Genomic DNA, 26711 nt, shown 5'->3' on the forward strand with positions numbered 1-26711 from the left:
TGCCACGGGCGGCCCGCCATGCAAGCCGCCCGGGTGATGGCTGATTACCAGGTGAGCGGAACTTCCTCGGGCCCGACAACACCGCCCGGTCGGTACTCGGCCTTGAAATCGGGCGCGACCGAGAAGTTGGGGATGCGCTTCAGCCATTCCTGCAGCGCGATCTTGATTTCCAGCCGGGCAAGGTGCGCGCCCATGCAGGAGTGCGCACCGACGGTGAAGGCCAGCACGGTCTTGCGCGGGCGGTGGAAATTGCACTCGGTCGGGTTCGGGAAAACTTCGGGGTCGAAGTTGCATGACGGCAGGATGCAGGTGATCCGGTCATCCTTCTTGAGCTGCACGCCGCGCAGTTCGGTGTCTTGAATGAGCACGCGGCCCGAGAAAGTGACCGACCACAGGCGCAGCAGTTCTTCGACCTGCGCGTTGATATTGTCCGGATCGGCCTTCATTTCCTCGACGATTTGCGGATTGCGCGCGAGGTAGAGCCACACGTTGTTGAGCGTGGCGAATACCGTATCCAGCCCGCCGATGAACAGGAAGCAGACGAAGCCGAAGACTTCCTTGTCTGACAGCGGGCGGCCGTCGATCTCGGCATGGGCGATCAGGCTCACCACGCCGTCGTCGGGATTGGCCTTCTTGTCGGCAATCGCGCTTTTCAGATAGGCGGTGATCTTGGCCATGGCTTCGCCCATGATCTCGCGGCTGTTCGAATGGAGCAGGTCCATCGCCCATTCGACGAAAGTGTCGCGCATCGATTGCGGCAGCCCCATGATGTCGAGGAACACCATAACCGGCAGCGGGCGACCGAACGCCTCGGTGAACTCGACCTTCCCGTCATCGATGAACTGGTCGATCAGGTCATTGGCCAGCTTGCGGATCTTGCCTTCCAGCTTCATCACGCCCTGGGGGCTGAACACCGGATCGACGACGTTGCGGTACTTGCGATGCTCCGGCGGATCGATTTCCTGCGGGATGAAGTAGAAGTAATCGTTCGGATCGCGCGGGAAGGGGGTCGCGCCTTCATTCGAGAACACTTCCGGATGGCGCAGGATGTGCAGGGCATCGGCGTGCTTGGTCGCCTGCCACGAATTGCCCATCATGCCGACTTCATAGAACAGCGGCGGCTGCTTGGTCTGCAGGTCGATGAAGAACTGCTGCGGGTTGGCGAGGAATTCGGGCGCATAGGTGATCCCGACCGAGCGGATCAGGTCGGGCGAAACGTGCGCGGGCACCTGGTCCATGCCGGAACGGCGCGGATAGGTGGGCGGAACGGGGTTGGCGGCGTCGATAGGCATCTGGTCTCTCCCGGTTCCGGCTCAGTACTGCGATTCAGGCAGGTGGACGACCAGCCCATCAAGGCTTTCGCCCATGACGATCTGGCATGACAGGCGGCTGGTGGGCTTACGCTCGGCGCTGACGCCTTCGAGCAGGTCGACCTCGTCCTGGCTGGTGGGGGTGCCGACCTTGTCGGCCCAGGCATCGTCGATATAGCAGTGGCACGTCGCGCAGGACAGTCCGCCGCCGCATTCGCCGATGATGCCATCGACATTGTTGTACAGCGCGCCGCGCATCACGTTTTCGCCGAACGGCACGTCGATCACGTGGGCGGCGCCGTTCGATTCGATATAGGTGACGTTAGGCATCGACTTGACTCTCCCAAGGAATGGCCGCACATGAGAACGGCGTTCTCAATTGGGTAGCCGAGCACTGTGCCAAAGTCAATCGAACTTGCTCCAACCGCGCCCGATGCGCGCCGGAATGCGCCCTCGGACCAGCGCGCGCAGCTGCTTGCCGCGGCGGCCTATGACCTGTTGGCGGAGGAGGGGCTGGAAGGCCTGACCATCCGCGCCGTGCTCGCCCGCACCGGTCTGGCGCGGCGGGCTTTCTATGACAATTTCGCCGGCAAGGACGATCTGGTTCTCGCGGTCTTCGCCCAGACCCTGCACGCCGCCGCAAGGCAGCTGGGTGAATGGGCGAGCGACCGCAAGACATCGATGGAGCGGCTGCGCTTCGTTGTGACCTCGATTGTGCTCGGCCGTTACGGGGTCGACGAGACGCCTGAAGGCGGGCGCGACCTGCGCGGCGCGGCGCTCAGCCGCGAGCATATGCGACTGGCGGAGAGCCATCCCGGCGAACTGGCCGAGGCGCTACGCCCGTTGCTCGCCGCCATGGCCGGGTACCTCGCCGAAGGCATGGCCGACGGATCGGTTCGCAACGGCGATGCCGACCGCATGGCATTGCTGGTTTACAACCTCGTCTCCACCACGGTGCACACCGAACTACTGGCCGAGGAAACAGGGATTCCCAATCGCGCCCGACGGCTGGCGCTGGCTGACGAACTTTGGGAATTCTGCAGCCGCGCGGTCAAGGCTTAGGTCGCTCAGGCGATAGTATACGGCGCGCGCTGGCACCGGGCGGGGTTCTGCGGCAGCACGGCGGCATTCGATGGAGGATGGAATGGCATTGCGTTTTGACGGCCGCGTTGCGGTGATTACCGGGGCTGGGCGCGGGCTTGGCCGGGCCTATGCGGAATTGCTGGGATCGCTCGGCTGCAAGGTCGTCGTCAATGACAATGGCTCGGTGATCCGCGGAGAGGGCTCGGACGAGAACCCGGCGCAGGACGTGGTCGACGCCATCCGCGCCGCCGGGGGCGAGGCAATCACCAACACCGATTCCGTCGCCACGCCAGACGGCGGCCGCGCCATCGTGCAGGCGGCGCTCGACACCTGGGGCCGGATCGACGTGCTGATCCACAACGCCGGCAACGTCCGTTACGGCACGATCCGCGAGCTGTCCGACGAAGACCTGAACGCCGTGCTCGACGTCCACCTTAAGGGCGCGTTCCACGTGGTGCGCGCCGCGATGGGGCCGATGTGCGATGCGGGATACGGTCGCATGGTGCTGACCAGCTCGATCGGCGGAGTCTATGGCAACAAGGCTTGCGTGAACTACGCCATGGCCAAATCCGCAATGATCGGCCTGAACAACGTGATCGCGCTTGAGGGCGAGGAATTCAACGTCAAGTCTAACGTCATCGTGCCCGCCGCCGTCACCCGCATGGCCGATGGGCTCGACACCTCGCAATACCCGCCGATGGGGCCGGAACTGGTCGCGCCGATGGTCGGCTGGCTGGCGCATGAGAATTGCTCGGTTTCGGGCGAGCTCTACGCCGCCGTCGCCGGCCGCATGACTGAAATATACATCGCCGAGACCAAGGGCGCTTACCAGCCCGCATGGACGGTTGACGATGTTGACGCGAAGGTCGGCCAGATCCGCGACAAGACCGACCCGAAGATCTTCGGCCTTCACGGTCATGTCGATCACTTGGTCTATTCGTTCGGCATGGCCAAGGGCGTGGAGGGGTAACGGACGTTTCCGGCTCTGCTGCCCTTCGTCATCCCGGCGAAGGCCGGGATTACGAGCCTAATTGTGGTCCTCACCGCGCCGGGTAGTTCAGCTCCAGCTTGGCAAAGAAATCGCCGAACATCAGGCGGGTGTCGATGTCCTTGTAGATGCGTACCTTGCGGCCATCGCTGCGGGGGCTGAATGATCCGTCCGCGTTCATCAGGGGACAGGGCACCTCGTCGTAACGGCCCGCGCTCGTCTTGTCCCAGCTTACGGCCCGCGTCGCGAAGTCGAAATTCGGTACCCAGTCGGTCAGCGAGGTGAGCACGACAAGGGGACTGTCACCGAGGATCCAGGTTTCGCCTGTGTTGAATTTGAAGCTGATGCCGGGTGGCAGGTTGCGCGACATGTCAGCCGACGCGTTGACCAGCTTTTCGTAAAGCCACTTGCCGATCCTGCCGTGCGGCGCGACCCGGGCCTGCAGTTCGGTAGCAGAGACGATGCACATCGAATAGACGGCCTGCGGAATCGTCCACATCGGCACCTTGGCCTCGTTGAAGATGAAGCGGGCCGCATCGGGATCGATGTTGAAATTGGCCTCTCGCGGGGCGCCGTCCGGCATGGAGCCGCCGCCGATCCAGATCAGGGTCATGCGCTCGGCGATCTTCGGTTCGATCAGAATCGCGCTGGCCACCTCGGTCAGGCCGCCGCCCACCGCGACATAGAGCGGAAGCTGCGTGTCCGTGCGCATGGCCTCGTCGATGATCGCCTGCACGCCGGGAGAAGGCTGGGGGACCTTGTCCTTGCCGATCGCCTTGGGGCATCCTGCCACAATGGGCACTTTGAGACCCATCAACCCCATCATCTCGCGGCCCAATTTCGTCGCGTTATCGGCGCTCTCATGAGGGCCCATAAAGCCCGAACCGATAATCGTGCGCAGCTCCGAGGTCTGGGAAAGCGCAATGTGTGCCGTGGCGAACAGGCCGTCGATGTCCCCGGCAAGATCGTTGACATACACGACACGCGAACGCGGGCCGAACTGCGGGCTGAAAGGTTTGACCTTGCCGAGCGCCGGGCTGGCAACAGCCCCGGCGGCGAGCGCGGCGGCTCCGCACATCAGGTTGCGGCGATTGATCGGCATGGTTCTCTCCCTTTAGAGCCAGTGTAGCCGATCCAATTAGACGGTAAAGTCTATTTACCCGTCCACACCGGCTTGCGCTTCTCCGAAAAGGCCAGCGGACCTTCCTGCGCGTCGTGCGAATTGTAGCACTTTTCGTGCGCGGCATAGGCAGCGTCTAGCGCATCGGCGCGGCCCATTTCGGTGGCGAGCATGACCGTGTTGCGCGCCGCCTCGACGGAGAGCGGCGCGCCCTCGATCACTTCGCGTGCCAGTTCCAGCGCACAGGCCATCAGGTCCGCTGGCTCGGCAAGCCGGTTGACGAGGCCGACCTCGTAGGCCCGCTGGGCGGTGATCGGCTTGCCGGTGAGCACGATCTCCATGTAGATGCGCTGCGGGATCATGTGGATCAGCGGTGCCGCCCACGGACTGCCGCGGCCGACCTTGACCTCGGTGATGGCGAACTTCGCGGCGGTCGATGCCACGCAGAGGTCGCAGGCCTGCGCGATCATCCACCCGCCGGCAAAGGCCACGCCGTTCACCGCCGCGATGGTCGGCTTGGACAGGCGGATGTTCTCGTACGGCACCGGAAACATGTCGCGCGGCGGCACCTTCAGCTGCTTCTCGACCATTTCCTTGAGGTCGCCGCCGGCGCAGTACGCCTTTTCGCCCGCGCCGGTGAGGATGGCGATCCGTGCCCCGTCATCCGCCTCGAAGCGCTCCCACGCGGCGCGCAGGCCATCGCGAACTTCGGCGGAGAGACAATTGCGCTGCTCGGGCCGGTTGATGGCGATCACGGCGATGCCGGGTTCGGCGATGGCGTAAAGGACGGCGTCGGTCATCTTAGAAACCCCGCTTGGCAATGTCGAAGGCGTGGCGGTCCAGCTCTTCGCGGAAATCGGGATGGGCGATGGCCACGAGCCGCCGCGCTCGTTCAGCGAGCGACTGGCCCTTGAGCTGGGCCGCGCCGAATTCGGTGACGACCACGTCCACTTCGCTGCGCGCGGTCGTGACCGGGCCGCCGAGCGCGGGCACGATCTTGCTGATCGTCCCGCCCTTGGCGCTCGCGGCGAGGACCATCAGCGAGGCCCCGCCGGGCGAGCGCGCGCCAGCGCGGACGAAATCGACCTGCCCTCCGGTGCCGCCCATGTATGCCAGTCCGGTGCCCTCGGCGTTGACCTGTCCGGTGAGGTCAACCTCTAGCGCTGAGTTGATCGTGACGAGGCGTGACAAGCGGCCCAGCACCCCGGCATCGTGGGTGTAACTTGTCGGCGTCATGCGCACGGCGGTATTCCGGTCGCAGAAATCGTAGAGCCGCTTCGTGCCGATCAGCGCGCCGTTAATCGTCACGCCGGGATCGATTTCCTTGCGAGCGTTGGTCACCACGCCGGCCTCAATCAGGTCGACCAGTCCGTCGCCCAGCATACCCGAATGGACGCCGAGGTCCTTGCGGTCATGCAGCTGGCGCAGGATCGCATCGGGCACCGCGCCGACGCCGGTCTGAATCACCGAGCCATCACCGATGAAGGCGGCGCAGTGGCGGGCAATAGCTTCGTCAGTCTCGGAAATCTTCGCGGGCGCGACCTCGACCGGGGCGGCATCGGTGTGGACGAACACGTCGATGGCCGAGGCCGGGATGGTCTCGCCGAAGGTATAGGGAACAGCTTCGTTGATCTCGGCAATCACGACCCGCGCCTTGTCGACCGCCGCGCGGACATAGTCGCTGATCAGGCCGCAGGAATGGTTGCCATCGGCGTCGGCCGGACTGACCTGGATCATCGCCACGTCGCAGGGCATCACCCCGGCGGCGATCAGCGGCGCGACCTGGCTGACATGGACAGGGATCACGTCGAGTGCGTTCGCCTTGGTCATCGATCGCAACGCGCCGATCGCGCCCATTGATGACAGGCGGAAACTGGCGGCGGTTTCCGGCGTGAACTGGCCGGAAAAGCTGGTGGCGATGAAGGCGGATAGGCCGCCGATGGCCGCGCCTTGTTCGATCAGGGCGCGGACCAGCGTGGTCGGCTCGCCGCAGGCCTGCCCGAAGACGATGTGGTCGCCGGGGCGGAGGTGTTGGCTGAGGTCGAGGGTCTCGGGGGTGATTTGGATCGTCACAGGCAGGCTTTCCCGACATTCCATCCCTCGTCACCCTGAACTTGGTTCAGGGTCCATCGTGCCCCGCGTCCGGAGCTATCGTGGGAGGCATAATTGCGCCGTTGCTTCGACAAGATACAGACCCGTGGCCAAGTCACAATGGATGCTGAAACGAGTTCAGCATGACGAATCTGATGGGTGGGATTGACCTCCCTCACAGCTTCCCCACCTGCCGCAGCAATTGCTGCGCTCGGCTCAGATAGGGCCGATCAAGCATTGCGCCCTTGAAGCCAATCGCACCCACGCCGGGGTTGGCCGCGAAAATGTCGACCACTTCCTGCGCCTCGGCAATTTCCTGCTCGCTGGGGGTGAAGGCATCGTTGATCACGTCGACCTGCGCCGGGTGGATCGCCATCATGCCCTTGAAGCCGTCGCGGCGCACGCGGGTAGCGCGCTGGCGCAGGGCCTCAAGGTCGCGGAAATCGGCGCTGATCGTTTCAATCGCGGTGACCCCGGCGGTCGCCGCGCCGAGCACGGTCATGCTGCGGGCGAGCTCGTAAGTGAAGGTATAGGCGCCGCTCTCGTCCTTGTTGGACTGCGCGCCGATTGAGTCGGCCAGATCCTCCGCCCCCCAGGTGAGCGCGACGACGCGCGGGGCGCCCTTGTAGTCGCCGGTGTGGAACATGGCCTCGGCCGTCTCGGTGATCAGCACGATCACCGGGGTCGAACCTTCCTCGATCCCGTTCGCCACTTCGAGCGCGGAGAGACAGTGATCGAGCTTTTCCACGTCCTGCCGGCCATAGACCTTGGGCAGCATGATGCCGCCGGGATGGGCGGGCATGACGGCGGCAAGGTCAGCCAGGGTGTAGGGGCCATCGAACGGATTGATCCGCACCCACAGGCGGTGGCGCTGTTCCGGGTTGGCCTTGATGAAATCGTGAACCATCGGCCGCGCGGCGGCCTTGCTTTCCGGGGCGACGGCATCCTCAAGGTCGATAAGGACAATGTCGGCCGTGCCTTCCATCGCCTTGGTCATCTTGCGTTCGCTGTCGCCGGGGGCGAACAGCCAGGAACGGGCGGTGGCGGGGGCGTGGTGCATCAGAAATTTCCTATCCATTCGTCATCCCCGCGTAGGCGGGGATCTATCTCCGGCAGTGCGTTTTACGCCAAGTCAGGAGATGGGTTCCCGCCTTCGCGGGAATGACGAGGTTGCAAATCAATACGACTTCGGCAGTTCGAGCACGCGCTCGGCGATGTAGTTCATGATCTGGTGCTGGCTGACCGGCGCGATGCGCGGGATCAGCACTTCGCGCAGGTAGCGCTCGACGTGGTATTCCTGGGCATAGCCCATGCCGCCCATCGACATCATCGCGGTCTGGCACGCCTCGAACCCGGCCTCGGCAGCGAGGTATTTGGCGGTGTTCGCCTCCACGCCGCAATCGAGCCCCTTGTCGAACATGCTCGCGGCCTTCCACACCATCAGCGTGGCCGCCTCGACCTGCATCTGCGCCTTGGCGAGCGGGTGCTGGATGCCCTGATTCTGACCGATGGGCCGGCCGAACACGACGCGTTCCTGCGCGAACTTCGCCGCGCGCTGGATCGCTACGCGGCCAAGGCCGGTCGCTTCCGCACCGAGCAAGCAGCGTTCCGGATTGAGGCCGCCGAGCAGGATCTTGAAGCCCTGTCCCTCGGCGCCGATGCGGTCTTCCTCGGGAATGAACAGGTCGGTGATGAACACCATGTTCGATCCCACCGCGTGGCGCCCCATCTTGGGGATGATCCGCGTCTCGATCTTGCTGCGATCGAGCGTGGTGTAGAACAGGGTCAGGCCCTCGGTCTTCTTCTTGACGTCCTCCAGCGCGGTGGTGCGGGCGATGATCAGCATCTTGTCAGCCACGTGGGCGTTGGTGATCCAGATCTTCTCGCCATTGACGCGGTAGCCGCCTTCGACCTTTTCGGCGCGGGTCTTGAGGCTGGTGGTGTCGAGCCCGGTGTTCGGTTCGGTCACGGCGAAGCACATCTTGTCCTTGCCGGCGATCACCGGCGGGATCATCCGCTGCTTCTGCTCCTCTGTGCCGTGCAGGATCACCGGCTCCAGCCCGAAGACGGGACCGTGGATGGTCGAGGCCGCAGTCATGCCGCCGCCGCTTTCGGCCACGGCCTGCATCATGATGCAGGCTTCGAGGATGCCGAGGCCCGATCCGCCGCAGCTTTCGGGCATGGCAACGCCCAGCCAGCCGGCTTCGGCCATGGCGGCGTAAAACTCCTCGGGAAATTCGCCCGAACGGTCGTGATCCAGCCAGTAATCGTCGCCGAACTGCGAGCAGTGCTGCAGCACGGCGTCGCGGATCGTCTGCTGGTCTTCGGTGAATGTAAAATCCAAGGCGCGGCTCCATCGTTGGGCGTGCGGTCAATGAGGTCAATGACCAAGGCGGCTAGCAGCGCTGTACCGGGGCGACAACTGCCCTGACGCTGCATATCGGCCCGGCGAATGGATTTGCGCCGCGCTTTCGCCTAACCGCAGGAACATCATGAGCCAAACTTCCGATAAACCCGGCCCGCTTGCTGGCATTCGCATCGTCGACCTGACCAGCGTCGTCTTTGGTCCCTATGCCACGCAGATCATGGCGGACATGGGCGCCGATGTGATCAAGATCGAAGGGCCGGAGGGGGACAATACCCGCTGGATTTCCGCCGGTCCGGAGGTCGGGATGGGCGGCATCCACGTCAACGTCAATCGCGGCAAGCGCAGTCTGATGCTCAACCTGCGCGACGAGGCGGACAAGGAGGTCCTGCGGCGGTTGGTGGCAACGGCGGACGTGTTCATCCATTCGATGCGCGGCAAGGCGATCGCCCGGTTGGGGTTCGATTATGAGGCGGTGAAGGCGATCCGGCCCGATGTGGTTTACGTCAACTGCTACGGCTATTCGCGGCGCGGCCCGCAGGCGGACGAACCCGCCTATGACGATACGATCCAGGCCGAATGCGGCATCACCCATGTGCAGAACCTGCTCAACGGCGAACCCGGTTTCGTCGGCACGATCATGGCCGACAAGGTGGCGGGGCTCCACGCGCTCTATGCGACGATGATGGCGCTGTTCCACCGGGAGCGCACGGGTGAGGGGCAGGAGGTTGAGGTGACGATGTTCGAGGCGATGGCCTCGTTCATGCTGGTCGAACATGCGAACGGCAAGCTGTTCAATCCGCCGCTGGGCCCCGCGCATTATCACCGCGCGGTGGAACGCAACCGGCGGCCCTACAAGACCGCCGACGGGTATATCGCCGCGATGGTCTACAACGACCGACACTGGAACGCCTTTGTCGAGCGGGTGCAGCCGGAATGGAACGCGCCGGAATTCGCCACGCTGGAACTGCGCGCGAAGCAGATTGGGCGGGTCTACGGCCTGCTGGGCGAGACGTTCCTGACGCGCACCACGCTGGAATGGCTCGACCTGCTGCGCGAGCTCAATATCCCGGCATCACCGCTGCGTTCGACCGATGAACTGTTCGACAACCCGCATCTCAATGCCGTCGGGTTCTTTGAACCGATCGAGAGTGAATACGGCAAATTGACCTATCCGGGCGTGCCGACATGGTTCGGCGCCAGCCCCGGCAAGGTGCGCGGTCCGGCGCCGCGTCTTGGCGAGCATAATGCGGAACTGAAGGCGGAATTGGGTCTGGATTGAACCCCGGCTCCCCCGGCGCCCCGCGCCTGCGATGGCGCTGTGGTGCCCCGGCCGGAACGGGCATTGCGGGCAAGGAAAGGGTTCGGCTGCGTCCCTGCCACTGTCCAGTCCCGGCCGGGACGACCGGGCGTCAATTGATCAGCGAAGCCTCGATGGCGATGCGGATCGCCTCGCTGGTGTGGTTGGCGCCCATCTTGTTCAGCATATTGGCGCGGTGGATTTCGACGGTACGCGGCGAGATCGAAAGTTTCTCGCCGATCAGGCGGTTGGACAGGCCATCCGCGACCCCGGCCAGCACTTCGCGTTCGCGCCGGGTCAGTCGTTCGATCCGGCTGCGGGCAACCGCTTCACGAAGCCGCGATCCGGAATTGGCGGCGGCGCGGTTTTCGGCGAGCAGTACGCTTTGCGAGATTGCTTCGGCATCGAAAGGCCAGGACAGGTAATCGACCGCGCCGGTCAGCACAGCTTCCACAATCGTGCGCGGTCCGGGCTGTTCGGCAAAAGCGATGATCGGCAGCCAGTTGCCGGTGCTCCCCATGTGATCGAGCAGGGCAGCGATTCCGGCCCCGTCATCATGCACCAGCGCCACGCCTTCGCGTGGGGACCGGGCGATGAATTCACCCGCATCCTCGAACGGTTCGACGTGGAGCGAACCGCCCGACAGGCAGTGCGAGATGGCCGCGCGGCGGCGAAAGTCGCCATCGACAAGGAGGATGCTGGTGCGTGTGTTCATAGGGCAACTTCTTACCGATTCACGCTTAGGGGTTAAGCCTGAGACGCATCCGTATTGACGACTGGTTATGTCCAAAATGACGCCAAATAGAACCAACATTCCTGTATTTATTGCTAGGGGTTTGACCGTATTTGATCAAATTTGTGCGGTACAATCAGTGCCTTGTCGGGCCGTCCATTAACCATTTCCGTTAGTGAGATTGTGCGCCGTTCATGGCCCTCAGGATGTCGATATAGTCCTGCCGGATGGTCCGTATCGCTCCGGCGTCAAAGTTCAGCACGCTATCGAGCAGCGATTTGCGCGTTGCCTCGTACAGGTGACGCAGGGCACCGGCGATGCTGGCGTCTCCCGAAACGCCCAGCTGGAGCGCGGTGACCGAGGACATGGCGCGGGTCAGGCCCTCGCTCTTCTTGTTGTTGTCGCCGCGTTCGTCAGCGTGCAGCGCCGTGCCGAGCGAGCCGATCAGCTGTTCATAGCACAGCGTCACCAGCTGGCGCGGGTCGGAGCCGCCAATCCGCGCGTCGAGCTCGACCCGGCGGTAGACGTCATTCGGAGTGTTGCGAACGAGCAAGGACATCAGCCTTTCGCATTCCAGGCATCGATCTGGTTCTTGAGGAACGACAGCGTCGATTTCGAGGCACCGACATTGGCGTTCATCTTGGCGAAGCGGTTGATCAGCTGGCCGCGCAATTCTTCCTGCTTCTTGGTCAGGGTGGCGAGGTCGGTCTTGGCTTTGAGGGCCTGCGCATTATAGCGCGTGATCGAGCCGCCGAGCGAGCCGGGATCAGAGGTTGATGAGGCCTTGCGGGCAATGCCATCAAAGCTGGCGAACACGCCGTAGAGTCCGTTGGTGAACATCGCCGCGACGCCTTGGGGGTCAGACTTGAGGATTGCCGTCAGGCGGCTGCCGTCCAGCTTGAAGGTGCCGTCGCGCTGGGTCGACAGGCCGATCTCGGCAAGGGTCTTGGGTTCGGTGCCGATGGCGGTCGGCATGATGATCTGGCTGCCAAACTGCGACAGTGATCGCTTCAACCCGCGTGCGCCGATGTCCTGCGACAATTCGCCGGTCTGCGGGTTGGTTGCCTGATTAAGCGCGGCGACGACCTCGTTGAAGGCTGATACCAGCTCCTGCATGGCCGAGGTGATCGCGGCCGCCGGATCGGCAAAGCTGATCTGCGTCGGCGCGCCGGTATTGGTTGCGGTCAGCTTGAGGTCGAGGCCGGGAATGGCATTGCTGACCGTGTTCGATGGCGACGACATCGTCAGGCCATCGATCTTGAACGCGGCATCGCCCGAGCTGGCTTTCAGCCGCGTGGCATCTCCGGCGGGCGTCCAGGCAAGGGCGGCAAGGCCTTCCTCTCCCGGCGTTTCGGCAGCTTCGAGAATGAAGCCATTGGCCGCACCTTCCTGCCCCTTGAGCACGAGTTGCGCGCCGCTGGTGGTCTGGGCGATATAAGCGGTAACCCCGGCATCGGCACCGTTGATCGCGCTGGCCACGTCGGCCAGCGTTGCCCCGCTTGGAATGGTGATCGCAGCGGCGGCATGGGCCGTGTCTTCGGTGAAGCCGGTGCCGGCAATTGTGCCGAACCGCAGCGTCAGGGTGCCCGCGCCGACCGGCGTTGTGGCCGCGGCGAACCCCGGGCTGGCCAGCGTCTGCGATGTCGCCAGCTTGGTGACTTCAAGCGAATAGGTCCCACGCGGACGCGCCGCGCCTGAAAGTGTTGGCTTGGCGACGGAACTGTTCGCCAGTGTCGGCTGCGGCGAAAGGTCGCCGGTGCGCACCCGGTCACCCAGCGATGCGGAGAGGTTGACCAGCATCGATTTGAGAGAGGAGGCGGCGGAAATGTTGGCTTCGAGCCGGGTCGACTGGCTGGTGAGCCGGTCCGTCTTGGCGGCAAACTGCGCGGCGGCAAGGTTCTCGGCCAGCGCCGACATATCGATGCCGGTACCTGCCCCCAGCGAGGTGACCAGCTGGCTTGTCGCCGATGAAGTGGAAGAAGATGTTGTCACCATGACTGCCAGAACGGCGGCGGCTCGCGCACCTTAAGGGCTTATCCGGGTCACGCGGTGGCCAATTGCCCGTCCGCGTCAAAGCGCAGCGCGACCGGCACCTCGATCGGCGGCAGGGGTGGCCGCTCCCCGCGCCGCAGGGCGAAGACGAAAGCCAGCACCGATGCGACCGCGCCGTACAATTCCTCGCGGATCACCTGATTTTCGCGTGTGGTGAAATAGACCGAACGCGCCAGCGCCGGGATTTCAAGGCAGGGCAGTTCCAGCTCGGCGGCCAGTTCACGGATCGCCAGCGCCTTTTCGCCGCGCCCCTTGGCGACGACGATGGGAGCGGAAGCCTTGAGCGGATCATAGGCCAGCGCCACGGAAAAGTGCGTCGGGTTGGTCACCACGAATTGCGCATCGGTCATCGCCCGCGCCACGCCGCCGCGCGCCAACTGGCGCTGCCGCTGGCGGATCGCCTGCTTCTTTTCCGGCGCGCCTTCCTGTTCCTTGTGCTCGTCGCGCATGTCCTGATCGCTCATCTTCAGGCGGCCAAGCCGGCGCAGCAGCTGGATGGGGAAATCGATCAGCGCGATCACCACCAGTCCGGCAGAGAGCGCGAAGAGCAGCGAGGTCAACGCGTCCCAGCCCTCGGCCAGCTTGCCGTGCAGCGACAGTCCGGGAAGCCCCCGGATCAGGTCCCAGTGCGAGCGCGCCCAGTACCATGTGATTGCGCCCAGCAACCCCGCCTTGGCCATGGACTTGCCCAGTTCGACCAGCGCCTGCGCGCCGAACATGCGCTTCAGACCGTTGAGCGGATTGATGCGCGATGCCTTGGGCAAGGCATTGCTGCCCACCCAGCGCCCTTCGCCAAAGCCAAGCTGCGATGCGATCGACACGACCAGCACCAGTGCGCCCAACACCAGCACCGGCGGGGCAATGGCGATCAGCGCGCGGATCATCAGGCCGGCGGGGGCGAAATCGCGCAGGTCCGCCGCGCTGAAAGACAGGCCGGAAACCATGCCATCGGCCAGAACCTTGAACAACCACGGCCCGGCCATGACCAGCCACGCCGCCCCGGCCATCGCCGCAACCGCGGTGGCAAGATCGCGCGAGCGCAGGACATCGCCCTTTTGCGCGGCGTCCCTTTTGCGCTTCTGGGTTGGGGCGTGGTTCTTTTCGCCGGCGCTTTCGCTCATCGCGTGATGACCTCGCCCGCCTTGCCCAGCGCGTCGGCCACCAGCGCCGACATGGCTTCGGGCAGCAGCGGCGCCGAGATGATCAGGCCGGCGATCCCGGCAAGCACGCCGGCCGGCAGGCCCAGCGCGAACAGGTTGAGCGACGGCGCGGACCGGCTCAGCATGCCAGCGGCAAACTGGACCAGCAGCAGGATCACCGTAACCGGCAGCGCGATGGCCAGCGCGGTCAGCAGCATGGTCGAGGCATAGCCGGCGACCATCTCCATCCGCCCGGCCCCCAGCCAGGTCTGCCCCGGCGGAAAGGCCGAATAGCTTTTCAGCACGAGATCGATGAACAGCAGGTGCCCGCCGAGTGCCAGGAACACCAACGTCAGCACCACCGCGTAATACTGCCCCAGCGCGGGCGAATGCGCGCCGGTATTGGGATCGGCAGCCGTGGCGATCGACATGCCCATGCCCGCACCGACCAGTTCGGCGGCGATGACCGGGGCGGCAAAGGCGATCTGCAGCACCATGCCGAGTGTCAGGCCGACCAGCACTTCACCGGCAACTGCTAGCATGCCCGGCAGCGAAAGCAGCGCCGCCGGAGCGCTCACCGGTAGCCAGTTGCACACCAGTACGGCCACCGCGCCGGTCATGATCACGCGGACCTGCACCGGCACGCTGGTCGCGCCAAAGAACGGCGCCGCCATCAGCGCCGCGCCGATCCGCGTCATGACGAACAGCCAGCGCCAGAACTCGGCCTCGATTGCGCCCAGCCCGAAAGTCAGTTGCATCATTGGCCCAGCCGTCCGATCTCGTCGAAGATGTCGGTGGTGAAATCGGCGATCAGGCCCATCATCGATGCGCCAAGGACGACCAGAACCAACGCGATGATCACCAGCTTGGGCACGAAGGTCAGCGTCTGTTCGGACACCGAAGTCGCTGCCTGGACGATGCCGATAACCAAGCCAACAGCTAGGCTGGCCAGCAACACCGGCGCGGCAACGAGCGCGGTGACCCACAGCATCCGGTCGGCCAGCGCGAAGAGGGAGGCGGAGTCATCCATGGTCAAGGTCCTCTCCGTTTTTGCCGAAGGCACAAATGGGGAGGTGGCGCGCCGAAGGCGTGACGGAGGGGTGTCTAGGCTGGCGGAGAAACCCCTCCGTCAGCCATTGCATGGCTGCCACCTCCCCAGATGCGCTTCGCAAATCTGGTGAGGCCCTGTGCGTTAGTACCTCCATCACCCGAAGCTCGCGGCAAGGCTGCCCATCAGCAGCGCCCAGCCATCAACCAGCACGAACAGCAGCAGCTTGAACGGCAGCGAAACGATCGTCGGGCTCATCATCATCATGCCAAGGCTCATCAGCACCGAGGAGACGACAAGGTCGATCACCAGGAACGGCAGGAACAGCATGAAGCCGATCTGGAACGCGGTCTTGAGCTCGCTGGTGACGAAGGCCGGCAGCAGGATCGACCACGGCACGTCATTCGGCGTGGCAAACTTCGGCGCCTTGGCCATGTCGGCGAACATCGAAAGGTCGCGCTCGCGGGTCTGGCGCAGCATGAACTGGCGGAATTCGCCGCCGGCGCTGGTGATCGCCTGTTCGGCGTTGATCGTACCGGCCGAATAGGGCGCGATGGCGTTGGCGTTCACCTTTTCGAGCGTCGGCGCCATGATGAACAAGGTGAGGAACAGCGACAGTCCGACCAGCACCTGGTTCGGCGGGCTCTGCTGCAGCCCCAGCGCCTGCCGCAGGATGCCCATGACGACGAGGATTCGGGTGAAGCTCGTCATCATCAGGATCAGGCTGGGCAAGATGGTCAGCAGGCCCATCAGGATGAGCAGCTGGAGCGACAGGCTCATGCCGCTGGGCTGGCCACCGTTGATGCTGGTGAAGGCGCGGTCAATCGCGCCGGGGATGGCCGTGGGCGCCTGCGCGGCAGCCGTGGCGAGAAGGTCGATCACGGTCATTCCCCCGTCTCCTCGGCGCCGCGCTCCCGCGCGGGCGCTTCGGCGAGGCGAACCAGGCCATTGCGTGATGCGGAAACGAGGATTTCGCGTCCATGAAATTCGATCACCGCCAGCTTCAACGTCGGCGACAGCATGGTCGTCTCAACGATACGGACGGATTTCGTGCCCTGCGGCGGGCCGCCGTATTTCGCCTGCATCTTCTGCATGAGCTTGAGGCTGCCCCAGATCAGCGCGCCGATCAGCGGCAACAGGACGATAAGTTTGACGACGTACCAGACCACCGCGCTCAGCCCTCCGATCCGGCGAGTTCGACGATGCGCAGGCCGAAGCGGTTGTTCTCCGCGACGATCTCGCCGCGTGCGATCAGCCGGCCGTTGACCATCACGTCGAGCAGTTCGTCGGTCAGCCGGTCAAGCATGACCACGCTTTCTTCACCGAGCGACAGGACGTCCTTGAGCTTCATTTCGGTGCGGCCCAGTTCGACCGAAAGGCGCACATCGACGTCTTTCAGAAGATCGAAACTGCGGTTCTGGGCTGTCATGGTGGCTATGTCCTTCATGCTCAATACTGGGTCTGGGTAATGCGCAAGGCGACGCGGTCGTCGGCCTCGCCCACGGTGCCGGCGGCGATGGTGCGGCCGGCGATCTTCAGGGGAACCTGCCGCGCCACGGCGACTGGCAGGACCTGCCCGGGCTGGAGTGCGGCGAGCACGGCCATGCTCATCCGCATGTCGACCAGCACGGCGCTGACTTCGAGCGGGAGGTCGGCAAACGGCGCGGCGTGCGGGTCGGCCTCGCCCTTGGGCTGGACCGGAGCGGCGGCCTTCTCATCGAACAGGGCGGGCAGGAAGGGCTCGGCCAGCGCGATATGGATCGGCCAGGGTTCGCGGCCTTCCTCGATCACTTCGAGCTTCATGGCCGAGAGCGAAGCGCCTGAAGCAAAGGGCGCGAGCGCGGCCAGCGAACCGTCGCGGCGGTCCGCCTGAACCATGGACTCCGGCAGGCCCAGAGCTGCGGCAAGGCAGGCGGTGAGGATCGTTTCAATGCGGCGGATCATCAGGTCAGCCGACAGGGGAAAGCGCTCGGGCAGTCCGCCGCGCAGATCTCCGCGTCCACCGAAAGTGCGGTCGACGAGGCCCAGCACGGCTGCCGCCTGGATCGATACCAGCACGGGCACTCCGCCCTGCGTCACGCGGTAAAGGATGTTCGCCGCCAACGGACCGATCTCGGCACCAAGCATCAATTCGTCGTCCTGCCGCGCGGGCGTGGCTTTCACGCGGGGGGCCTCGCCGCCGTAGAGCGGGGCGAGTGCGGGGCCGAGCAGGCGCGCCAGGCCGTCGCCGGCGGCGCCCAGCAGGGCCATCCAGTCACCCGCCGGACGTCCACCCGCACCGCGCATCAGTTCGGCGCAGTGCTGCGCGGCGACGCGCTCGGCAACAAAGGCGCGCTGGGGCTTCACTGGACCAGCATCGAGCGGAAGTAGACGGCATCGACCCCGCCGAAGCCTTCGGTTTCGGTCAGCACCTTGTTGATCGCGGCGGTCATGCGCTTCTGCAGGCGGTCCTTGCCCTCGATCGTATAGACATCTTCCTCGGGCGTATCGGCGAGCACTTCGAGCAGGTGGCTGCGGATCGCCAGTTCATGCTTTTTCAGCCACATCAGCACGCGGCCATCGCGGCGGGTTGAGCAGGCTAAGCTGATCTGGACCAGCGCTTCGGAATTGCGCAGGTTTGAGGTGAAGTCTTCCGAGAAGGTGTAATAGGACGTGCGATATTCGCTGCCGCCATCGCCTTCGATCTCGGCCGCGCCGCCTTCGCCTTCCTTTTCACCTTCCTTCTTCACGGCGAAGGGATCTTCCTCGCCCTTCTTGATCAGCTTGGGCCGGTTGTCTTCCTTGACCTCTTCCTTGTGACCAAGCAGCCCGGCAAGCATTGCCCCATAGACCCCGCCTGCACCGACGCCGAGCAGGACGATCGGCAGGATCAGCTTCTTGATCAGTCCGCCCTTCTTCTTGGCAGGCTTGGCTTCAGGTTCAGTGCTCATCGTTCAGGTTCCTTGGGGTTTCAGGTGATCAGGCGAAGATGCCGCGGCCACGGGTGCCTCGGGCTTCGCTGTCAGGGGTGCGGTTCGAGGTGTTTGCCTGAGCGGAACCACCGCGCGGATCGGCTGCTGGCTGCTGGCGGCCGGATTGCTGGCTCTGCTGGCCCTGCTGGCCGGTGAAAGTTGAAGGCAGGTCGCCGCCGCGCGCGGGCGTGGACGCGGCAACTTGCGGCGCTTCGCTGGTGGCGGGCGGCGCAAATGGCGCGGCGGCTTCAACGGCGCGGGCGAATTCGGGATCGGCGGCAGCGAGCGTCACGTTCATGCCCGAAGCTTCAGGGGTGAAGCCCACCGAAACCTTGCCGAACTGCGCATGGTCGATCGTGACGCGGACCTCGGCCGGGGCGACCGCATCGCGCGCGGCAACCAGCCGGTCGACGATCTGGGCGAAGTCAGCCGGGGCTTCGACGGTGGCCGGTGCCTGCGCTGCTATATGGCCGTGCGTGGCAACCGGGACTGCGGGCGGCAGCGAGGCGGGGCTTGCGATAGCGCGCGATGCGGCAGGCAGGGCGGCCTCGAAAGGGATTTCCTCGGCTCGGCGGGCCGGGGCTGCGGACTGCGATGCCGCGCCTTCCTCTCGGCCAGCTTCGGCGGGCAAGCGCATCGCGATGCGGACTTGCGCGGCCATGGCCGGGGCCGGGGCTGGCGCTGGCGCGGGAGCGGGAGCGGGAGCGGGAGCGGCATCGGCTTGGGGTACCTGCACGGCAATATCCGCGCGAGGGGCGGATGCGGCGGCAAGCGGTACCTTGCCGGACGTGGCGGGCGCAGGGGAGGGTGCGAATTCGATCGCTACAGGTTCGTGAGCCTGCGCCACCACGGCAGCAGCGAGAGGTGCGGGGATCATGGGGGCAGCGAGCGCGAGGTCGGCCGGGGTCGGTGCGCCTACTTCCTTGGCGGGTTCGTTCTGTTCCGGCGTGGCAGCCTCGGGAGCTTCCGGCTTGGCGCTGCGGGTGGCTGCCGGGCGCGGCTTCGCTGTCACGGCGGGCAGAGCCGGCTGCATGCCGGCCGGCGGAGCAGGCGCTTGCTGCGCCGCTTCAGTGACGTCATTGGCCTCGGTCAGGACCGCAGCAACAGCCACGGCCACGCGATGGGCCGCGCGCCGGTTTGCCACAGCAGCGGCAGGCGCGGCCTGCGGTGTTTCGAGCTCGACCTCTTTGGTTGCAGGATTGGGAACTGCGGCGGTTTCGACGCTGGCCGAGGATGTCGGCGCTCTACGCAGCGCGGTTGGGGCAACTGGGGCGGGCAAGACAGCGGTCTTTGCGGACGCTTGGGCGGACGCTTGGGCGGGTATCTGGACAGGAACTTGGACTGGCGCATGGGCCGTTGCCTTGGCGGGTGCCGGAGTGGGCATCTTTACCGGCGCAAAAGCGGTCAGCACGGCTTCAGGCACGGAGTTGGGCAAAGCGCTCGGCAAAGCAGGCGGCAAGATGTTGCCGGTTGCCGGCAGGGACTTTGCCGCCTCATCGGTGGCGGCAGTCGGCCGGAGGAGTGTAGTGACGAGCGACACGGCTGGCGAGGCCGCCAATTGCGCCGCGCCGGGCACCGCGACGGCAGGCTCCGCGCCCTCCAGTTTCAGCGCCAGAAGGCCTGCAAATCCGCCGTTTCGTGCCACATCCGCGCTTTCGCCCGGCAGCTGACCGGCGGGGCCGTTCGCGGCCTCGACAGGCAGCGCCAGGCCGATCGTCTTGATCAGCAGTGCGGCTGGATCGAACATTCAGTAATACCCCCGTTTGGTCTCGCCTTGTCTATTCAAGACCTGTGCCAAGTGACCGGCGGGCGCCTTGCGCCACGGGGGTTCCGGCCTGATCGATGGCGTCGGCGGCGCTTTTCGCGCGGTCTTCCACGGCCTGACGGCTACGTTCGGCGGCGGCGAGGCTGGCGAGCTTGGCATCGGCAAAGGTGCGCGCGCGGCTGGCATCGGCGCGGGTTGCCTCGCCCACCCCGGCAAGACTGGCGCGGAAGCTGGTCAGCATGCGAAGCGCCCCGGCATCGGTCACATCGGTGCGGGCCGCGTAGGACCCGATCAGCTGGCCGGTGCGGGCGGCGAGAATGTCGAGCTGCACCAGCGTCGATTCCGCCTCGGCGGCCTCACGCGCGGCGGCGTCCTTGGCGATGGCGCGAACCTTTTCGAGCCGGCGCAGGCGCAGCAACTGGCGCGGATCAGCCCGGTTCGCCAAGCAACGTCTCCAGCGCATCTACCGACTCTTCCAGCGGCACGACGCTGCGCTGTTCCTGGCACAGGAACTCGCGCAAGCGGTCCTGCATGGTGATCGCCCGGTCGAGCAGGGCATCGGCTCCGGCGCGGTACGCACCCATCAGCACGAGGTCGCGGTTTGCTTCATAACTAGCCGAAAGCGCGCGGAAGGTGCGCGCGTGGCGCAAGTGATCGGGGGCGGCAATATCGGCCATGACGCGGCTCAGAGACGCGCCAACGTCGATCGCCGGATATTGCCCGCGCTGGGCCAGGTCTCGGCTGAGCACGACATGGCCATCAAGGATCGATCGCGCCGTATCGACTACCGGGTCGTCCTGGTTGTCGCCGTCGGCAAGCACGGTGTAGAGCCCGGTGATCGAGCCGCCGCTGGCCGCCGAATTGCCCGCGCGCTCGACCAGCTTGGTGATCGTGGCGAGCGCCGACGGCGGATAGCCACGCGCCGCGCCGGGTTCGCCGAGCAGCAGCGCAATCTCGCGCCCGGCGTGCGCAACGCGGGTCAAGCTGTCGAGGATCAGCAGCACCTTGCGGCCCTGCGCGCGGAAATGTTCGGCCAGGCTGGTGGCGAGCAGCGCGCCGCGCAGGCGCAGGTTGGGAGCATGGTCGGCAGGAACCGCGATCACGGCGGTGCGTGCCCGCTTCGCCCCGGCCATGTGGCGTTCGACGAAATCGGAGACTTCGCGGGCGCGTTCGCCGATCAGGCCGACGATGACGATCTCCGCCTCGGCCCCGGTGGCGATCATGTCGAGCAGGACCGATTTGCCCACGCCAGACCCCGCCATCACGCCGATGCGCTGGCCTACGCCAAACGTCGTCAGCGCATTCAGGGCCCGGACGCCGGTATCGAAAGTCTCCCGCACCGGAGAGCGATCGAGCGCCGAGGCGCGCACGCCTCCCGCAGGCCATTCGTGGCGGACATGGATCGGGCCGAGCCCGTCGATCGGGTGACCCTCGCCATCGACCGCGCGACCAAGGTAGGCCTCGCCGACAAGCAGCATTCCGGGCCGTCCCTCAGGCCGCACCCGCGCGCCCGGGCGCAGCATGACGGTATCGCCCAGCAGCATGGCAAGCGTGCGGCCGTTGCGAAAGCCGATGACTTCGGCAAGCGGTTCGCCGCGCAGTTCACTTCGGGGGCCGTGACTGACGCGGCACAGTGCGCCGACCGGCACTGAAAGCCCGGTGATCTCCAGCAATCCGCCATCGCAGGCGGCGACAAGACCATAGCGATGCGGTGTGAAATCGGGCTGCGCGGCCTGCATGCCGTCAAGCAGTTCGGTGAGCGCGGTTAGCATGGCGGCATCCTGCTCTCTACCCACCCCACGTTCGTCATCCCCGCGAAGGCGGGGATCCATCTCCTGCCCTGTCCGATTTCGCACGGGCCGGAGATGGGCCCCCGCCTTCGCGGGGGTGACGAAGGGTTGGGAGTGTTTCTCAACATGCCTCAAACGCCTCGATCAGGGCGCGGCGCCACTGGGCGGGGCCGTCTTCAACGCCGCCGTTGGCCGATTCCACGCGCAGTTCACCGCGCGGCAGGGCGGGATCGGGCTGGACGTTCCATTGTTCGTCGAGCTTGCCGGCGACGAGCTTGAGGTCCTCCGGGTTGAGCCGGATCACGCGCTCGTCATCGGCGCGGGACAGCATGGCCACGGCGCGCGAAACGCGGGTTGCCAGCGCGGTTTCATCGACTGCGAAAGGCACCAACGTGGCTTCGCACAGCGCGATCACCGTATCGACAAAGCGCTGGCGCAGGTCCTCGGCCATCTCGCCGTCCAGCCGGGCGAGCGACAGGCCGAGCTTGCCGCGGGCGGCATCGTCAGCAGCGATCCGCGCGGCAGCATCGGCGGCGCTCGCTTCCAGTCCGGCGGCGTAGCCTTCGGCAAAGGCGACTTCGATCGGGTCCTGCGGCGGCTCCACGGGTTCGGACGGCGCATGATAGGCCTGCGCGCGCGCCTCGGCGGACGCGCCATAGCGCAGGTCCTCGCGGAAGCCCGTTTCCTGTGGCAGTGAGGAAAGCGCGGCGAGGCTAGACATATTCGTCGTCTCCGCCGCCTACGCCAAACACGATCGTGCCTTCGGCGGCCAGACGCCGCGCGACAGTGACGATGGCCTTCTGCGCGGTGAGCACGTCGGCCATCTTGAGCCGGCCGCGCGCGGAAATTTCGTCCTTCACCCCGTCGGCAGCGCGGCTCGACATGGCGCGGAAGAAGACATTGCGCTGCTCCTCGTCGATGCCCTTGAGCGCATCGATCAGCACGTCGCTTTCGACATCGCGCAGCAGGGCGCCCATCGATTGCGGGTCGAGCACGAAGAGGTGCTCGAACTTGAACATCTCGCTCTCGATCTCACGCGCGAGGGCTTTGTCGAGCTTGCCGATCTCGGGCATGACGCGCTTTTCGACGGCCTTGCCGGCGCCGTTGATCAGGTCGGCTGCTTCGCGCGGTCCGCCCATGGTCAGCGGCGCGCTGCCATGGCGTTCGCGGATCCGGGCGGAGAGCAGGTCCTCGAGCATCTGCAAGGCCTCGGGCGCGACCGGACCAAGCGTGGCGATGCGGTGCACGACTTCGGGCTGGATCGCGGCGGGCAGGGCGGAGAGAACTTCGGCGGCAACCTCGGGATCGAGCTGGACAAGCAGGACGGCGATGGCCTGCGGATGCTCCTCGCGCACCAGCGGCAGCAGCGAATCGGGGGTGAGCCATTTGGCCAGTTCGAGCGGGCTGGGCGGGCGCATGTCAGGCGCGATGCGCGCCATGATGTTGTCAGCCTTCACCCCGCCAACGGCGCGGGTCATCATGCTCTTTACCTGTCCCAGCCGGTCATGCGCGGTGAGGCCGAGCTTTTCGGTACGCGCAACGAAGCTGGTAATGGCATGGGCGATGACCTCGGGGCCAATCTCGCCCAGCGCGCACATCTTTTCGCCCAGCAGCCGCAATTCGGCGGGTTCGAGGCGGGAGAGCAGGCTGGCCGCCTGATCATCGTCGAGCACCATCATCATCACGGCGGCGCGTTCGGCATCGCCCAGTGACTGGGCGTCGATTGCGGGGGCGGCGCTCATGCGGCGGCTCCTTCCGGATCGGCGGGACGGAGCATGTCGCGCAGGGCTTCCACCGCCTGATCAGGCCGCTCGGCGACGATGGTCTGGGCCATCGAAACCTGCCTGCCCAGCAGCGCCGCGTCGATGGCGCCGGTGACCGGGTCCTTCATCTTCTGGGTTGCTGCATCGGCCTGTTCATTGATTGTGGCGTCGGCGAGCAGCGGCGTTTCGGCGGGGGCGGGCTCACGCTTCAGCGCGCGGACCAGCGGCCTCACGCCGAGCAGCAGGACGAGAATGACCCCGATCAGCGCCGCACCATAGCGCACGAGGGTGAGGAACCAGCCTTGCTCATAGATCGGCAGGGCCTCGACCTGCGAAGCGTCGAAAGTGCGGACCATCACCGCCACCTGATCGCCGCGCTGGGGGTTGGCGCCAACGGCGGCGCTGACCAGCGTCTTGATCTGTTCAATGTCCTGCGGCTTGGCCTTGGCCATGACGGCTCCGGAGAGCGCCACCGCGACGGACAGGCGCTTGATCTTGCCGGGGGCGCCGTTGGACACGGCAACCTCGCGGCCAAGTTCGTAATTGCGCGTCGCGGAGCTTTCGCCATTGGCCGGCGGGGTGGTGCCTGCCGGGGCGGCGGGCGTGCCCGTGGGCGGCGCGGGAGTGGCCGTCGCAGCTGGCGGCGGCGTGTTGGACAGGACTCCCGGAACACCGGTCGCCGGCGTGGTGGCGGTGGTCTGCGATGCGGCCTGCGTCTCGCTGCGCAGAACACCCTGCTTGTCATAGGATTCGCGCGCAGAAGTGACCTGATCCATGTCGAGTTCGACCTGGACCTCGTTCGAAAAATTGCCCGCGCCCAGCATGGGCGTCAGGAGGGCATCCAGTTGCGCGCGCAGCTTTTCCTCCAGCTGGCCCTGCATCTCGATCCGTTCGTTGCCGCCGGCAACCTTTGCCGTCAGCAGGCGGCCGTGTTGATCGACCAGACGCACCGAATCCGCCGACATCCCCGGCACCGATCCGGCGACGAGGTTGACGATGGCGGCGACCTGGCTGTCTCCCAGCGAGCGACCACGGGCGAGGCGGACCATGACCGAGGCCGATGGCGCGATATTATCGCGCACGAAAACCGACTTTTCGGCCTGAGCGAGGTGGACGCGCACCGCCTCCACCCCGTCAATTTCCATGATCGACAGCGTCAGTTCGCGTTCCTGCGCCGTGCGCAGGTGTTCGCCTTCCATCGTGCGGCTGGCACCCATCGGCAAGGCTTCGACGCCGCCGGCAGGTGCGGCCAGCGCGCCATCTTCGGCCACCAGCATCCGCGCCTTGTAAAGGTCATCCTCGCCGACGGTCAGCGTGCCGGTCTGGTTGTCGATGGCATAGGCGATCTGCGCCTTGTCGAGCGCGGAAACGACCTTGGCCCGCTCGCCGTCATTGAGCTCGGTATAAAGCACGCGCTGCGGCGCGGGTGAGAGTGTGGCCCAAGCCAGTGCGACAAGGCCGATGCCGGCCACGCCGCCGAACCATGGCAGCATCCGCCGCACCGGTCCTTGCGAGGTAAAGCTCTTGAGCCGGGTGAGTGCCGGCCCGCCTGCCGGATCGGTGAGCGGGGAAAGCAGCGAAGGTGCGGGGGCCGGGGAAATCACGGCGGGTGCCAGATCAGCCATCTATCACACTCCCATCCGCATGATGTCCTGATAGGCGGACAGCAGCTTGTTGCGGGTTTGCAGGGTGGCTTCGAAGGCGACCGAGGCCTCCTGGCGGGCGAGCATCACCTTGGCCACGTCGGTCACTTCGCCGCGCTGGTAAGCGTTGGTGATGTCTTCGGACTTGGCCTGGGTTTCCTTCACCGAATCGAGCGCATCCTTGAGCGCACCGGTAAAGCCTTCGGCCGGACCGGTGCCGGTCGGCTGTTCGGCCGGGGTGGGCGCCTTGACCTGCTGCAGCAGGTTCGATTTCTCGATGATCTGCTGGCGCATGGCGAGGATCGATTGAATCCCTCCGCCACCACCACTGATGCCCCCGATACTCATCGACGGCCTCCGGCCACCGCAATGCCGGCATCACGGAACGAGGCGAGCCGGTAACGCAGGGTGCGCTCCGAAATGCCGAGCTGGCGCGCCGCCTCGACCCGGCTGCCTCCGCAGGACGACAGCACTTCCATGATCGCGCGGGCTTCGTGGATCTGGACGATGTTGGAAAGCTTGCGGCCGCCACCGGACGGGATCGAGACGGGTACATCCCCCCCGGTGACGGACGCACCCGCTTCGACCAGCCTTGCGGCAGAATCGAAGTGAATGTGTTCGGGGCCGATCTGCGGCTGGCCCTGCGACAGCAGCAGGGCGCGGCGGACGACGTTTTCTAGCTCGCGGACATTGCCGGCCCAGCCGTGGTGCTTGAGCATGGCCAGCGCCGCATCCGAAATCCACGGCGCGGGCAGGCCGCGGGGTGCGTGGCGCAGGATCAGCGCGAAGGCGAGCGGGGCGATGTCCTCTGCGCGGTCGCGCAGAGGCTTGAGCGCCAGGGGGAACACGTTGAGCCGGTAATAGAGGTCGGCGCGGAAGCGGCCTTCCTGCACTTCCAGCGGCAGATCGCGGTTGGCGCAGGCGATTACGCGCACGTCGACCTTGATCGGCTGGGTCGCGCCGATCGGCACGACTTCGCCTTCCTGCAGCGCGCGCAGCAGCTTGGCCTGCAGCGAAAGCGGCATCTCGGCGATCTCGTCGAGCAGCAGCGTGCCGCCGTGGGCTGCGCGGAAAAAGCCTTCGTTGGTGCCGGTGGCGCCGGTGAAAGATCCCTTCTGGTGGCCGAACAGCATAGCTTCCAGCATGGTTTCGGGCATGGCGGCGCAGTTGACCGCGACGAACGGCTTGTCCCGTCGCGGGCTGCGGGCGTGGATGAAGCGGCTGAGCACTTCCTTGCCGGTGCCGGTTGGTCCGCCGATCAGCACCGGAATTTCGCTGGCGGCCAAGCGTTCGGCCAGCGCCAGCACCGACAGCGTTTCGGGATCAGCCGCAATCGGCATTCCCGGCGCGGCCTGCGCTGCGAGCAACGCTGCAAGCACAGCAATGCTGCTCGGATCGCGGAAGGACAGGCTGACGGCCCCGCGCGGGCCAGCGCGGCGCAGCTGATTGCGGTCAGTCCGTTCCAGACTGACGCTGGGGCCGGGGCCGGGCGCCGCCGGTTCTCCGGCGCAACGCAGCGCCGGGCTTGATCCGATGATCGCTGCGGCGCGCTGGACCAGCGGAGCATGCC

29 protein-coding genes are annotated in these 26711 nt (G+C 65.8%); 3 read left to right on the forward strand and 26 right to left on the reverse strand.

Features of this window, described 5'->3' with window-relative positions:
- Window positions 1-44 precede the first annotated feature (44 nt).
- Both RMO89_RS15565 and RMO89_RS15570 read right to left on the reverse strand, forming a co-directional pair.
- Entirely contained in the window at window positions 45-1292 is a 1248-nt protein-coding gene (locus tag RMO89_RS15565; protein WP_310534254.1) for a cytochrome P450, read from the reverse strand.
- Between the two features lie 21 nt (window positions 1293-1313).
- Window positions 1314-1640: a 2Fe-2S iron-sulfur cluster-binding protein gene (locus RMO89_RS15570; protein WP_310534255.1), complete on the reverse strand. Its 327-nt coding sequence runs from the start codon at window positions 1638-1640 to the stop codon at window positions 1314-1316.
- A gap of 66 nt (window positions 1641-1706) precedes the next feature.
- On the opposite strand from RMO89_RS15570, the gene RMO89_RS15575 reads away from it, so the two are divergent.
- Entirely contained in the window at window positions 1707-2372 is a 666-nt protein-coding gene (locus RMO89_RS15575; protein WP_310534256.1) for a helix-turn-helix domain-containing protein, read from the forward strand.
- An 82-nt stretch (window positions 2373-2454) separates the two neighbouring features.
- The gene (locus RMO89_RS15580) at window positions 2455-3363 is read left to right on the forward strand and encodes an SDR family NAD(P)-dependent oxidoreductase (protein ID WP_310534257.1); all 909 of its coding nucleotides are present in this window, start codon (window positions 2455-2457) and stop codon (window positions 3361-3363) included.
- Window positions 3364-3433: 70 nt separating this feature from the next.
- Here RMO89_RS15580 and RMO89_RS15585 read toward each other — a convergent pair whose 3' ends face one another.
- The 5 genes from RMO89_RS15585 to RMO89_RS15605 all read right to left on the reverse strand — a co-directional run bounded on the left by RMO89_RS15585 (window position 3434) and on the right by RMO89_RS15605 (window position 8936).
- Entirely contained in the window at window positions 3434-4483 is a 1050-nt protein-coding gene (locus tag RMO89_RS15585) for a nucleoside hydrolase (RefSeq protein WP_310534258.1), read from the reverse strand.
- 50 nt (window positions 4484-4533) lie between these two features.
- Entirely contained in the window at window positions 4534-5301 is a 768-nt protein-coding gene (locus RMO89_RS15590; RefSeq protein WP_310534259.1) for an enoyl-CoA hydratase-related protein, read from the reverse strand.
- Between the two features lies 1 nt (window position 5302).
- Window positions 5303-6574, reverse strand: coding sequence for an acetyl-CoA hydrolase/transferase C-terminal domain-containing protein (locus RMO89_RS15595; protein WP_310534260.1), 1272 nt, complete (start codon window positions 6572-6574; stop codon window positions 5303-5305).
- A 193-nt stretch (window positions 6575-6767) separates the two neighbouring features.
- On the reverse strand, window positions 6768-7670 hold the full coding sequence (locus RMO89_RS15600; protein WP_310534262.1) for a CoA ester lyase: 903 nt from the start codon (window positions 7668-7670) through the stop codon (window positions 6768-6770).
- Between the two features lie 99 nt (window positions 7671-7769).
- The gene (locus tag RMO89_RS15605) at window positions 7770-8936 is read right to left on the reverse strand and encodes an acyl-CoA dehydrogenase family protein (protein WP_310534264.1); all 1167 of its coding nucleotides are present in this window, start codon (window positions 8934-8936) and stop codon (window positions 7770-7772) included.
- A 148-nt stretch (window positions 8937-9084) separates the two neighbouring features.
- Between RMO89_RS15605 and RMO89_RS15610 the strand changes: the two genes are divergently transcribed.
- Window positions 9085-10239: a CoA transferase gene (locus RMO89_RS15610; protein WP_310534266.1), complete on the forward strand. Its 1155-nt coding sequence runs from the start codon at window positions 9085-9087 to the stop codon at window positions 10237-10239.
- Window positions 10240-10369: 130 nt separating this feature from the next.
- Here RMO89_RS15610 and RMO89_RS15615 read toward each other — a convergent pair whose 3' ends face one another.
- From RMO89_RS15615 to RMO89_RS15705, 19 genes are all read right to left on the reverse strand, one after another.
- Window positions 10370-10972 carry a LuxR C-terminal-related transcriptional regulator gene (locus RMO89_RS15615; protein WP_310534267.1) on the reverse strand — a complete coding sequence of 201 codons (603 nt, stop codon included), beginning with the start codon at window positions 10970-10972 and terminating at the stop codon, window positions 10370-10372.
- Window positions 10973-11162: 190 nt separating this feature from the next.
- The gene (gene fliS, locus RMO89_RS15620) at window positions 11163-11549 is read right to left on the reverse strand and encodes a flagellar protein FliS (RefSeq protein ID WP_310534268.1); all 387 of its coding nucleotides are present in this window, start codon (window positions 11547-11549) and stop codon (window positions 11163-11165) included.
- On the reverse strand, window positions 11549-12985 hold the full coding sequence (gene fliD, locus RMO89_RS15625) for a flagellar filament capping protein FliD (RefSeq protein WP_310534269.1): 1437 nt from the start codon (window positions 12983-12985) through the stop codon (window positions 11549-11551). Before fliD ends, fliS begins: the two co-directional genes overlap by 1 nt.
- Before the next feature lie 47 nt (window positions 12986-13032).
- On the reverse strand, window positions 13033-14163 hold the full coding sequence (locus tag RMO89_RS15630) for a flagellar type III secretion system protein FlhB (RefSeq protein WP_310534270.1): 1131 nt from the start codon (window positions 14161-14163) through the stop codon (window positions 13033-13035).
- A complete protein-coding gene (gene fliR, locus RMO89_RS15635; RefSeq protein ID WP_310534271.1) occupies window positions 14160-14942 on the reverse strand; it encodes a flagellar biosynthetic protein FliR in 783 nt (260 codons plus the stop codon). The genes RMO89_RS15630 and fliR overlap by 4 nt, the downstream gene beginning before the upstream one ends.
- Window positions 14939-15211, reverse strand: a complete 273-nt coding sequence (locus RMO89_RS15640) for a flagellar biosynthetic protein FliQ (protein WP_310534273.1) — start codon at window positions 15209-15211, stop codon at window positions 14939-14941. Before RMO89_RS15640 ends, fliR begins: the two co-directional genes overlap by 4 nt.
- Before the next feature lie 174 nt (window positions 15212-15385).
- Window positions 15386-16117 (reverse strand): flagellar type III secretion system pore protein FliP, encoded by a 732-nt coding sequence (gene fliP, locus RMO89_RS15645; protein WP_310534274.1) that lies wholly within the window; start codon window positions 16115-16117, stop codon window positions 15386-15388.
- The gene (locus RMO89_RS15650) at window positions 16114-16398 is read right to left on the reverse strand and encodes a flagellar biosynthetic protein FliO (protein ID WP_310534276.1); all 285 of its coding nucleotides are present in this window, start codon (window positions 16396-16398) and stop codon (window positions 16114-16116) included. The genes fliP and RMO89_RS15650 overlap by 4 nt, the downstream gene beginning before the upstream one ends.
- A gap of 5 nt (window positions 16399-16403) precedes the next feature.
- A complete protein-coding gene (fliN, locus tag RMO89_RS15655; RefSeq protein WP_310534291.1) occupies window positions 16404-16658 on the reverse strand; it encodes a flagellar motor switch protein FliN in 255 nt (84 codons plus the stop codon).
- Window positions 16659-16678: 20 nt separating this feature from the next.
- Window positions 16679-17575, reverse strand: a complete 897-nt coding sequence (locus RMO89_RS15660; RefSeq protein WP_310534278.1) for a FliM/FliN family flagellar motor C-terminal domain-containing protein — start codon at window positions 17573-17575, stop codon at window positions 16679-16681.
- Window positions 17572-18159, reverse strand: a complete 588-nt coding sequence (fliL, locus tag RMO89_RS15665; RefSeq protein ID WP_310534280.1) for a flagellar basal body-associated FliL family protein — start codon at window positions 18157-18159, stop codon at window positions 17572-17574. The genes RMO89_RS15660 and fliL overlap by 4 nt, the downstream gene beginning before the upstream one ends.
- Before the next feature lie 28 nt (window positions 18160-18187).
- Window positions 18188-19927 (reverse strand): hypothetical protein, encoded by a 1740-nt coding sequence (locus RMO89_RS15670; RefSeq protein WP_310534281.1) that lies wholly within the window; start codon window positions 19925-19927, stop codon window positions 18188-18190.
- Between the two features lie 31 nt (window positions 19928-19958).
- Window positions 19959-20390 (reverse strand): hypothetical protein, encoded by a 432-nt coding sequence (locus RMO89_RS15675; RefSeq protein ID WP_310534283.1) that lies wholly within the window; start codon window positions 20388-20390, stop codon window positions 19959-19961.
- On the reverse strand, window positions 20374-21717 hold the full coding sequence (locus RMO89_RS15680) for a FliI/YscN family ATPase (RefSeq protein WP_409035566.1): 1344 nt from the start codon (window positions 21715-21717) through the stop codon (window positions 20374-20376). The genes RMO89_RS15675 and RMO89_RS15680 overlap by 17 nt, the downstream gene beginning before the upstream one ends.
- A gap of 139 nt (window positions 21718-21856) precedes the next feature.
- Window positions 21857-22456 carry a FliH/SctL family protein gene (locus tag RMO89_RS15685; protein ID WP_310534284.1) on the reverse strand — a complete coding sequence of 200 codons (600 nt, stop codon included), beginning with the start codon at window positions 22454-22456 and terminating at the stop codon, window positions 21857-21859.
- Window positions 22449-23477: a flagellar motor switch protein FliG gene (gene fliG / locus RMO89_RS15690; protein WP_310534285.1), complete on the reverse strand. Its 1029-nt coding sequence runs from the start codon at window positions 23475-23477 to the stop codon at window positions 22449-22451. The genes RMO89_RS15685 and fliG overlap by 8 nt, the downstream gene beginning before the upstream one ends.
- Window positions 23474-25123 carry a flagellar basal-body MS-ring/collar protein FliF gene (gene fliF, locus RMO89_RS15695; RefSeq protein ID WP_310534286.1) on the reverse strand — a complete coding sequence of 550 codons (1650 nt, stop codon included), beginning with the start codon at window positions 25121-25123 and terminating at the stop codon, window positions 23474-23476. The genes fliG and fliF overlap by 4 nt, the downstream gene beginning before the upstream one ends.
- 3 nt (window positions 25124-25126) lie before the next feature.
- Entirely contained in the window at window positions 25127-25489 is a 363-nt protein-coding gene (gene fliE, locus RMO89_RS15700) for a flagellar hook-basal body complex protein FliE (protein ID WP_310534287.1), read from the reverse strand.
- A partial coding sequence (locus tag RMO89_RS15705) for a sigma-54 interaction domain-containing protein (RefSeq protein WP_409035565.1) occupies window positions 25486-26711 on the reverse strand: 1226 nt, incomplete at its 5' end. The genes fliE and RMO89_RS15705, both read right to left, overlap by 4 nt.

The organism is Novosphingobium sp. (assembly GCF_031424035.1).
Taxonomy (GTDB): domain Bacteria; phylum Pseudomonadota; class Alphaproteobacteria; order Sphingomonadales; family Sphingomonadaceae; genus Novosphingobium.

What these genes read in the sequence shown, in the direction of transcription:
- RMO89_RS15580 (WP_310534257.1), top strand. Translation starts at nt 2,455, where the DNA reads ATGGCATTGCGTTTTGACGGCCGCGTTGCGGTGATTACCGGGGCTGGG.
- fliP (WP_310534274.1), bottom strand. Translation starts at nt 16,117, where the DNA reads ATGACCGTGATCGACCTTCTCGCCACGGCTGCCGCGCAGGCGCCCACG.
- fliS (WP_310534268.1), bottom strand. Translation starts at nt 11,549, where the DNA reads ATGTCCTTGCTCGTTCGCAACACTCCGAATGACGTCTACCGCCGGGTC.
- RMO89_RS15565 (WP_310534254.1), bottom strand. Translation starts at nt 1,292, where the DNA reads ATGCCTATCGACGCCGCCAACCCCGTTCCGCCCACCTATCCGCGCCGT.
- RMO89_RS15630 (WP_310534270.1), bottom strand. Translation starts at nt 14,163, where the DNA reads ATGAGCGAAAGCGCCGGCGAAAAGAACCACGCCCCAACCCAGAAGCGC.
- fliL (WP_310534280.1), bottom strand. Translation starts at nt 18,159, where the DNA reads ATGAGCACTGAACCTGAAGCCAAGCCTGCCAAGAAGAAGGGCGGACTG.
- RMO89_RS15610 (WP_310534266.1), top strand. Translation starts at nt 9,085, where the DNA reads ATGAGCCAAACTTCCGATAAACCCGGCCCGCTTGCTGGCATTCGCATC.
- RMO89_RS15685 (WP_310534284.1), bottom strand. Translation starts at nt 22,456, where the DNA reads ATGTCTAGCCTCGCCGCGCTTTCCTCACTGCCACAGGAAACGGGCTTC.
- RMO89_RS15670 (WP_310534281.1), bottom strand. Translation starts at nt 19,927, where the DNA reads ATGTTCGATCCAGCCGCACTGCTGATCAAGACGATCGGCCTGGCGCTG.
- fliD (WP_310534269.1), bottom strand. Translation starts at nt 12,985, where the DNA reads ATGGTGACAACATCTTCTTCCACTTCATCGGCGACAAGCCAGCTGGTC.
- RMO89_RS15585 (WP_310534258.1), bottom strand. Translation starts at nt 4,483, where the DNA reads ATGCCGATCAATCGCCGCAACCTGATGTGCGGAGCCGCCGCGCTCGCC.
- RMO89_RS15615 (WP_310534267.1), bottom strand. Translation starts at nt 10,972, where the DNA reads ATGAACACACGCACCAGCATCCTCCTTGTCGATGGCGACTTTCGCCGC.
- RMO89_RS15600 (WP_310534262.1), bottom strand. Translation starts at nt 7,670, where the DNA reads ATGGATAGGAAATTTCTGATGCACCACGCCCCCGCCACCGCCCGTTCC.
- RMO89_RS15590 (WP_310534259.1), bottom strand. Translation starts at nt 5,301, where the DNA reads ATGACCGACGCCGTCCTTTACGCCATCGCCGAACCCGGCATCGCCGTG.
- RMO89_RS15570 (WP_310534255.1), bottom strand. Translation starts at nt 1,640, where the DNA reads ATGCCTAACGTCACCTATATCGAATCGAACGGCGCCGCCCACGTGATC.
- fliG (WP_310534285.1), bottom strand. Translation starts at nt 23,477, where the DNA reads ATGAGCGCCGCCCCCGCAATCGACGCCCAGTCACTGGGCGATGCCGAA.
- fliE (WP_310534287.1), bottom strand. Translation starts at nt 25,489, where the DNA reads ATGAGTATCGGGGGCATCAGTGGTGGTGGCGGAGGGATTCAATCGATC.
- fliF (WP_310534286.1), bottom strand. Translation starts at nt 25,123, where the DNA reads ATGGCTGATCTGGCACCCGCCGTGATTTCCCCGGCCCCCGCACCTTCG.
- RMO89_RS15640 (WP_310534273.1), bottom strand. Translation starts at nt 15,211, where the DNA reads ATGGATGACTCCGCCTCCCTCTTCGCGCTGGCCGACCGGATGCTGTGG.
- RMO89_RS15680 (WP_409035566.1), bottom strand. Translation starts at nt 21,717, where the DNA reads ATGCTAACCGCGCTCACCGAACTGCTTGACGGCATGCAGGCCGCGCAG.
- fliR (WP_310534271.1), bottom strand. Translation starts at nt 14,942, where the DNA reads ATGATGCAACTGACTTTCGGGCTGGGCGCAATCGAGGCCGAGTTCTGG.
- fliN (WP_310534291.1), bottom strand. Translation starts at nt 16,658, where the DNA reads ATGACAGCCCAGAACCGCAGTTTCGATCTTCTGAAAGACGTCGATGTG.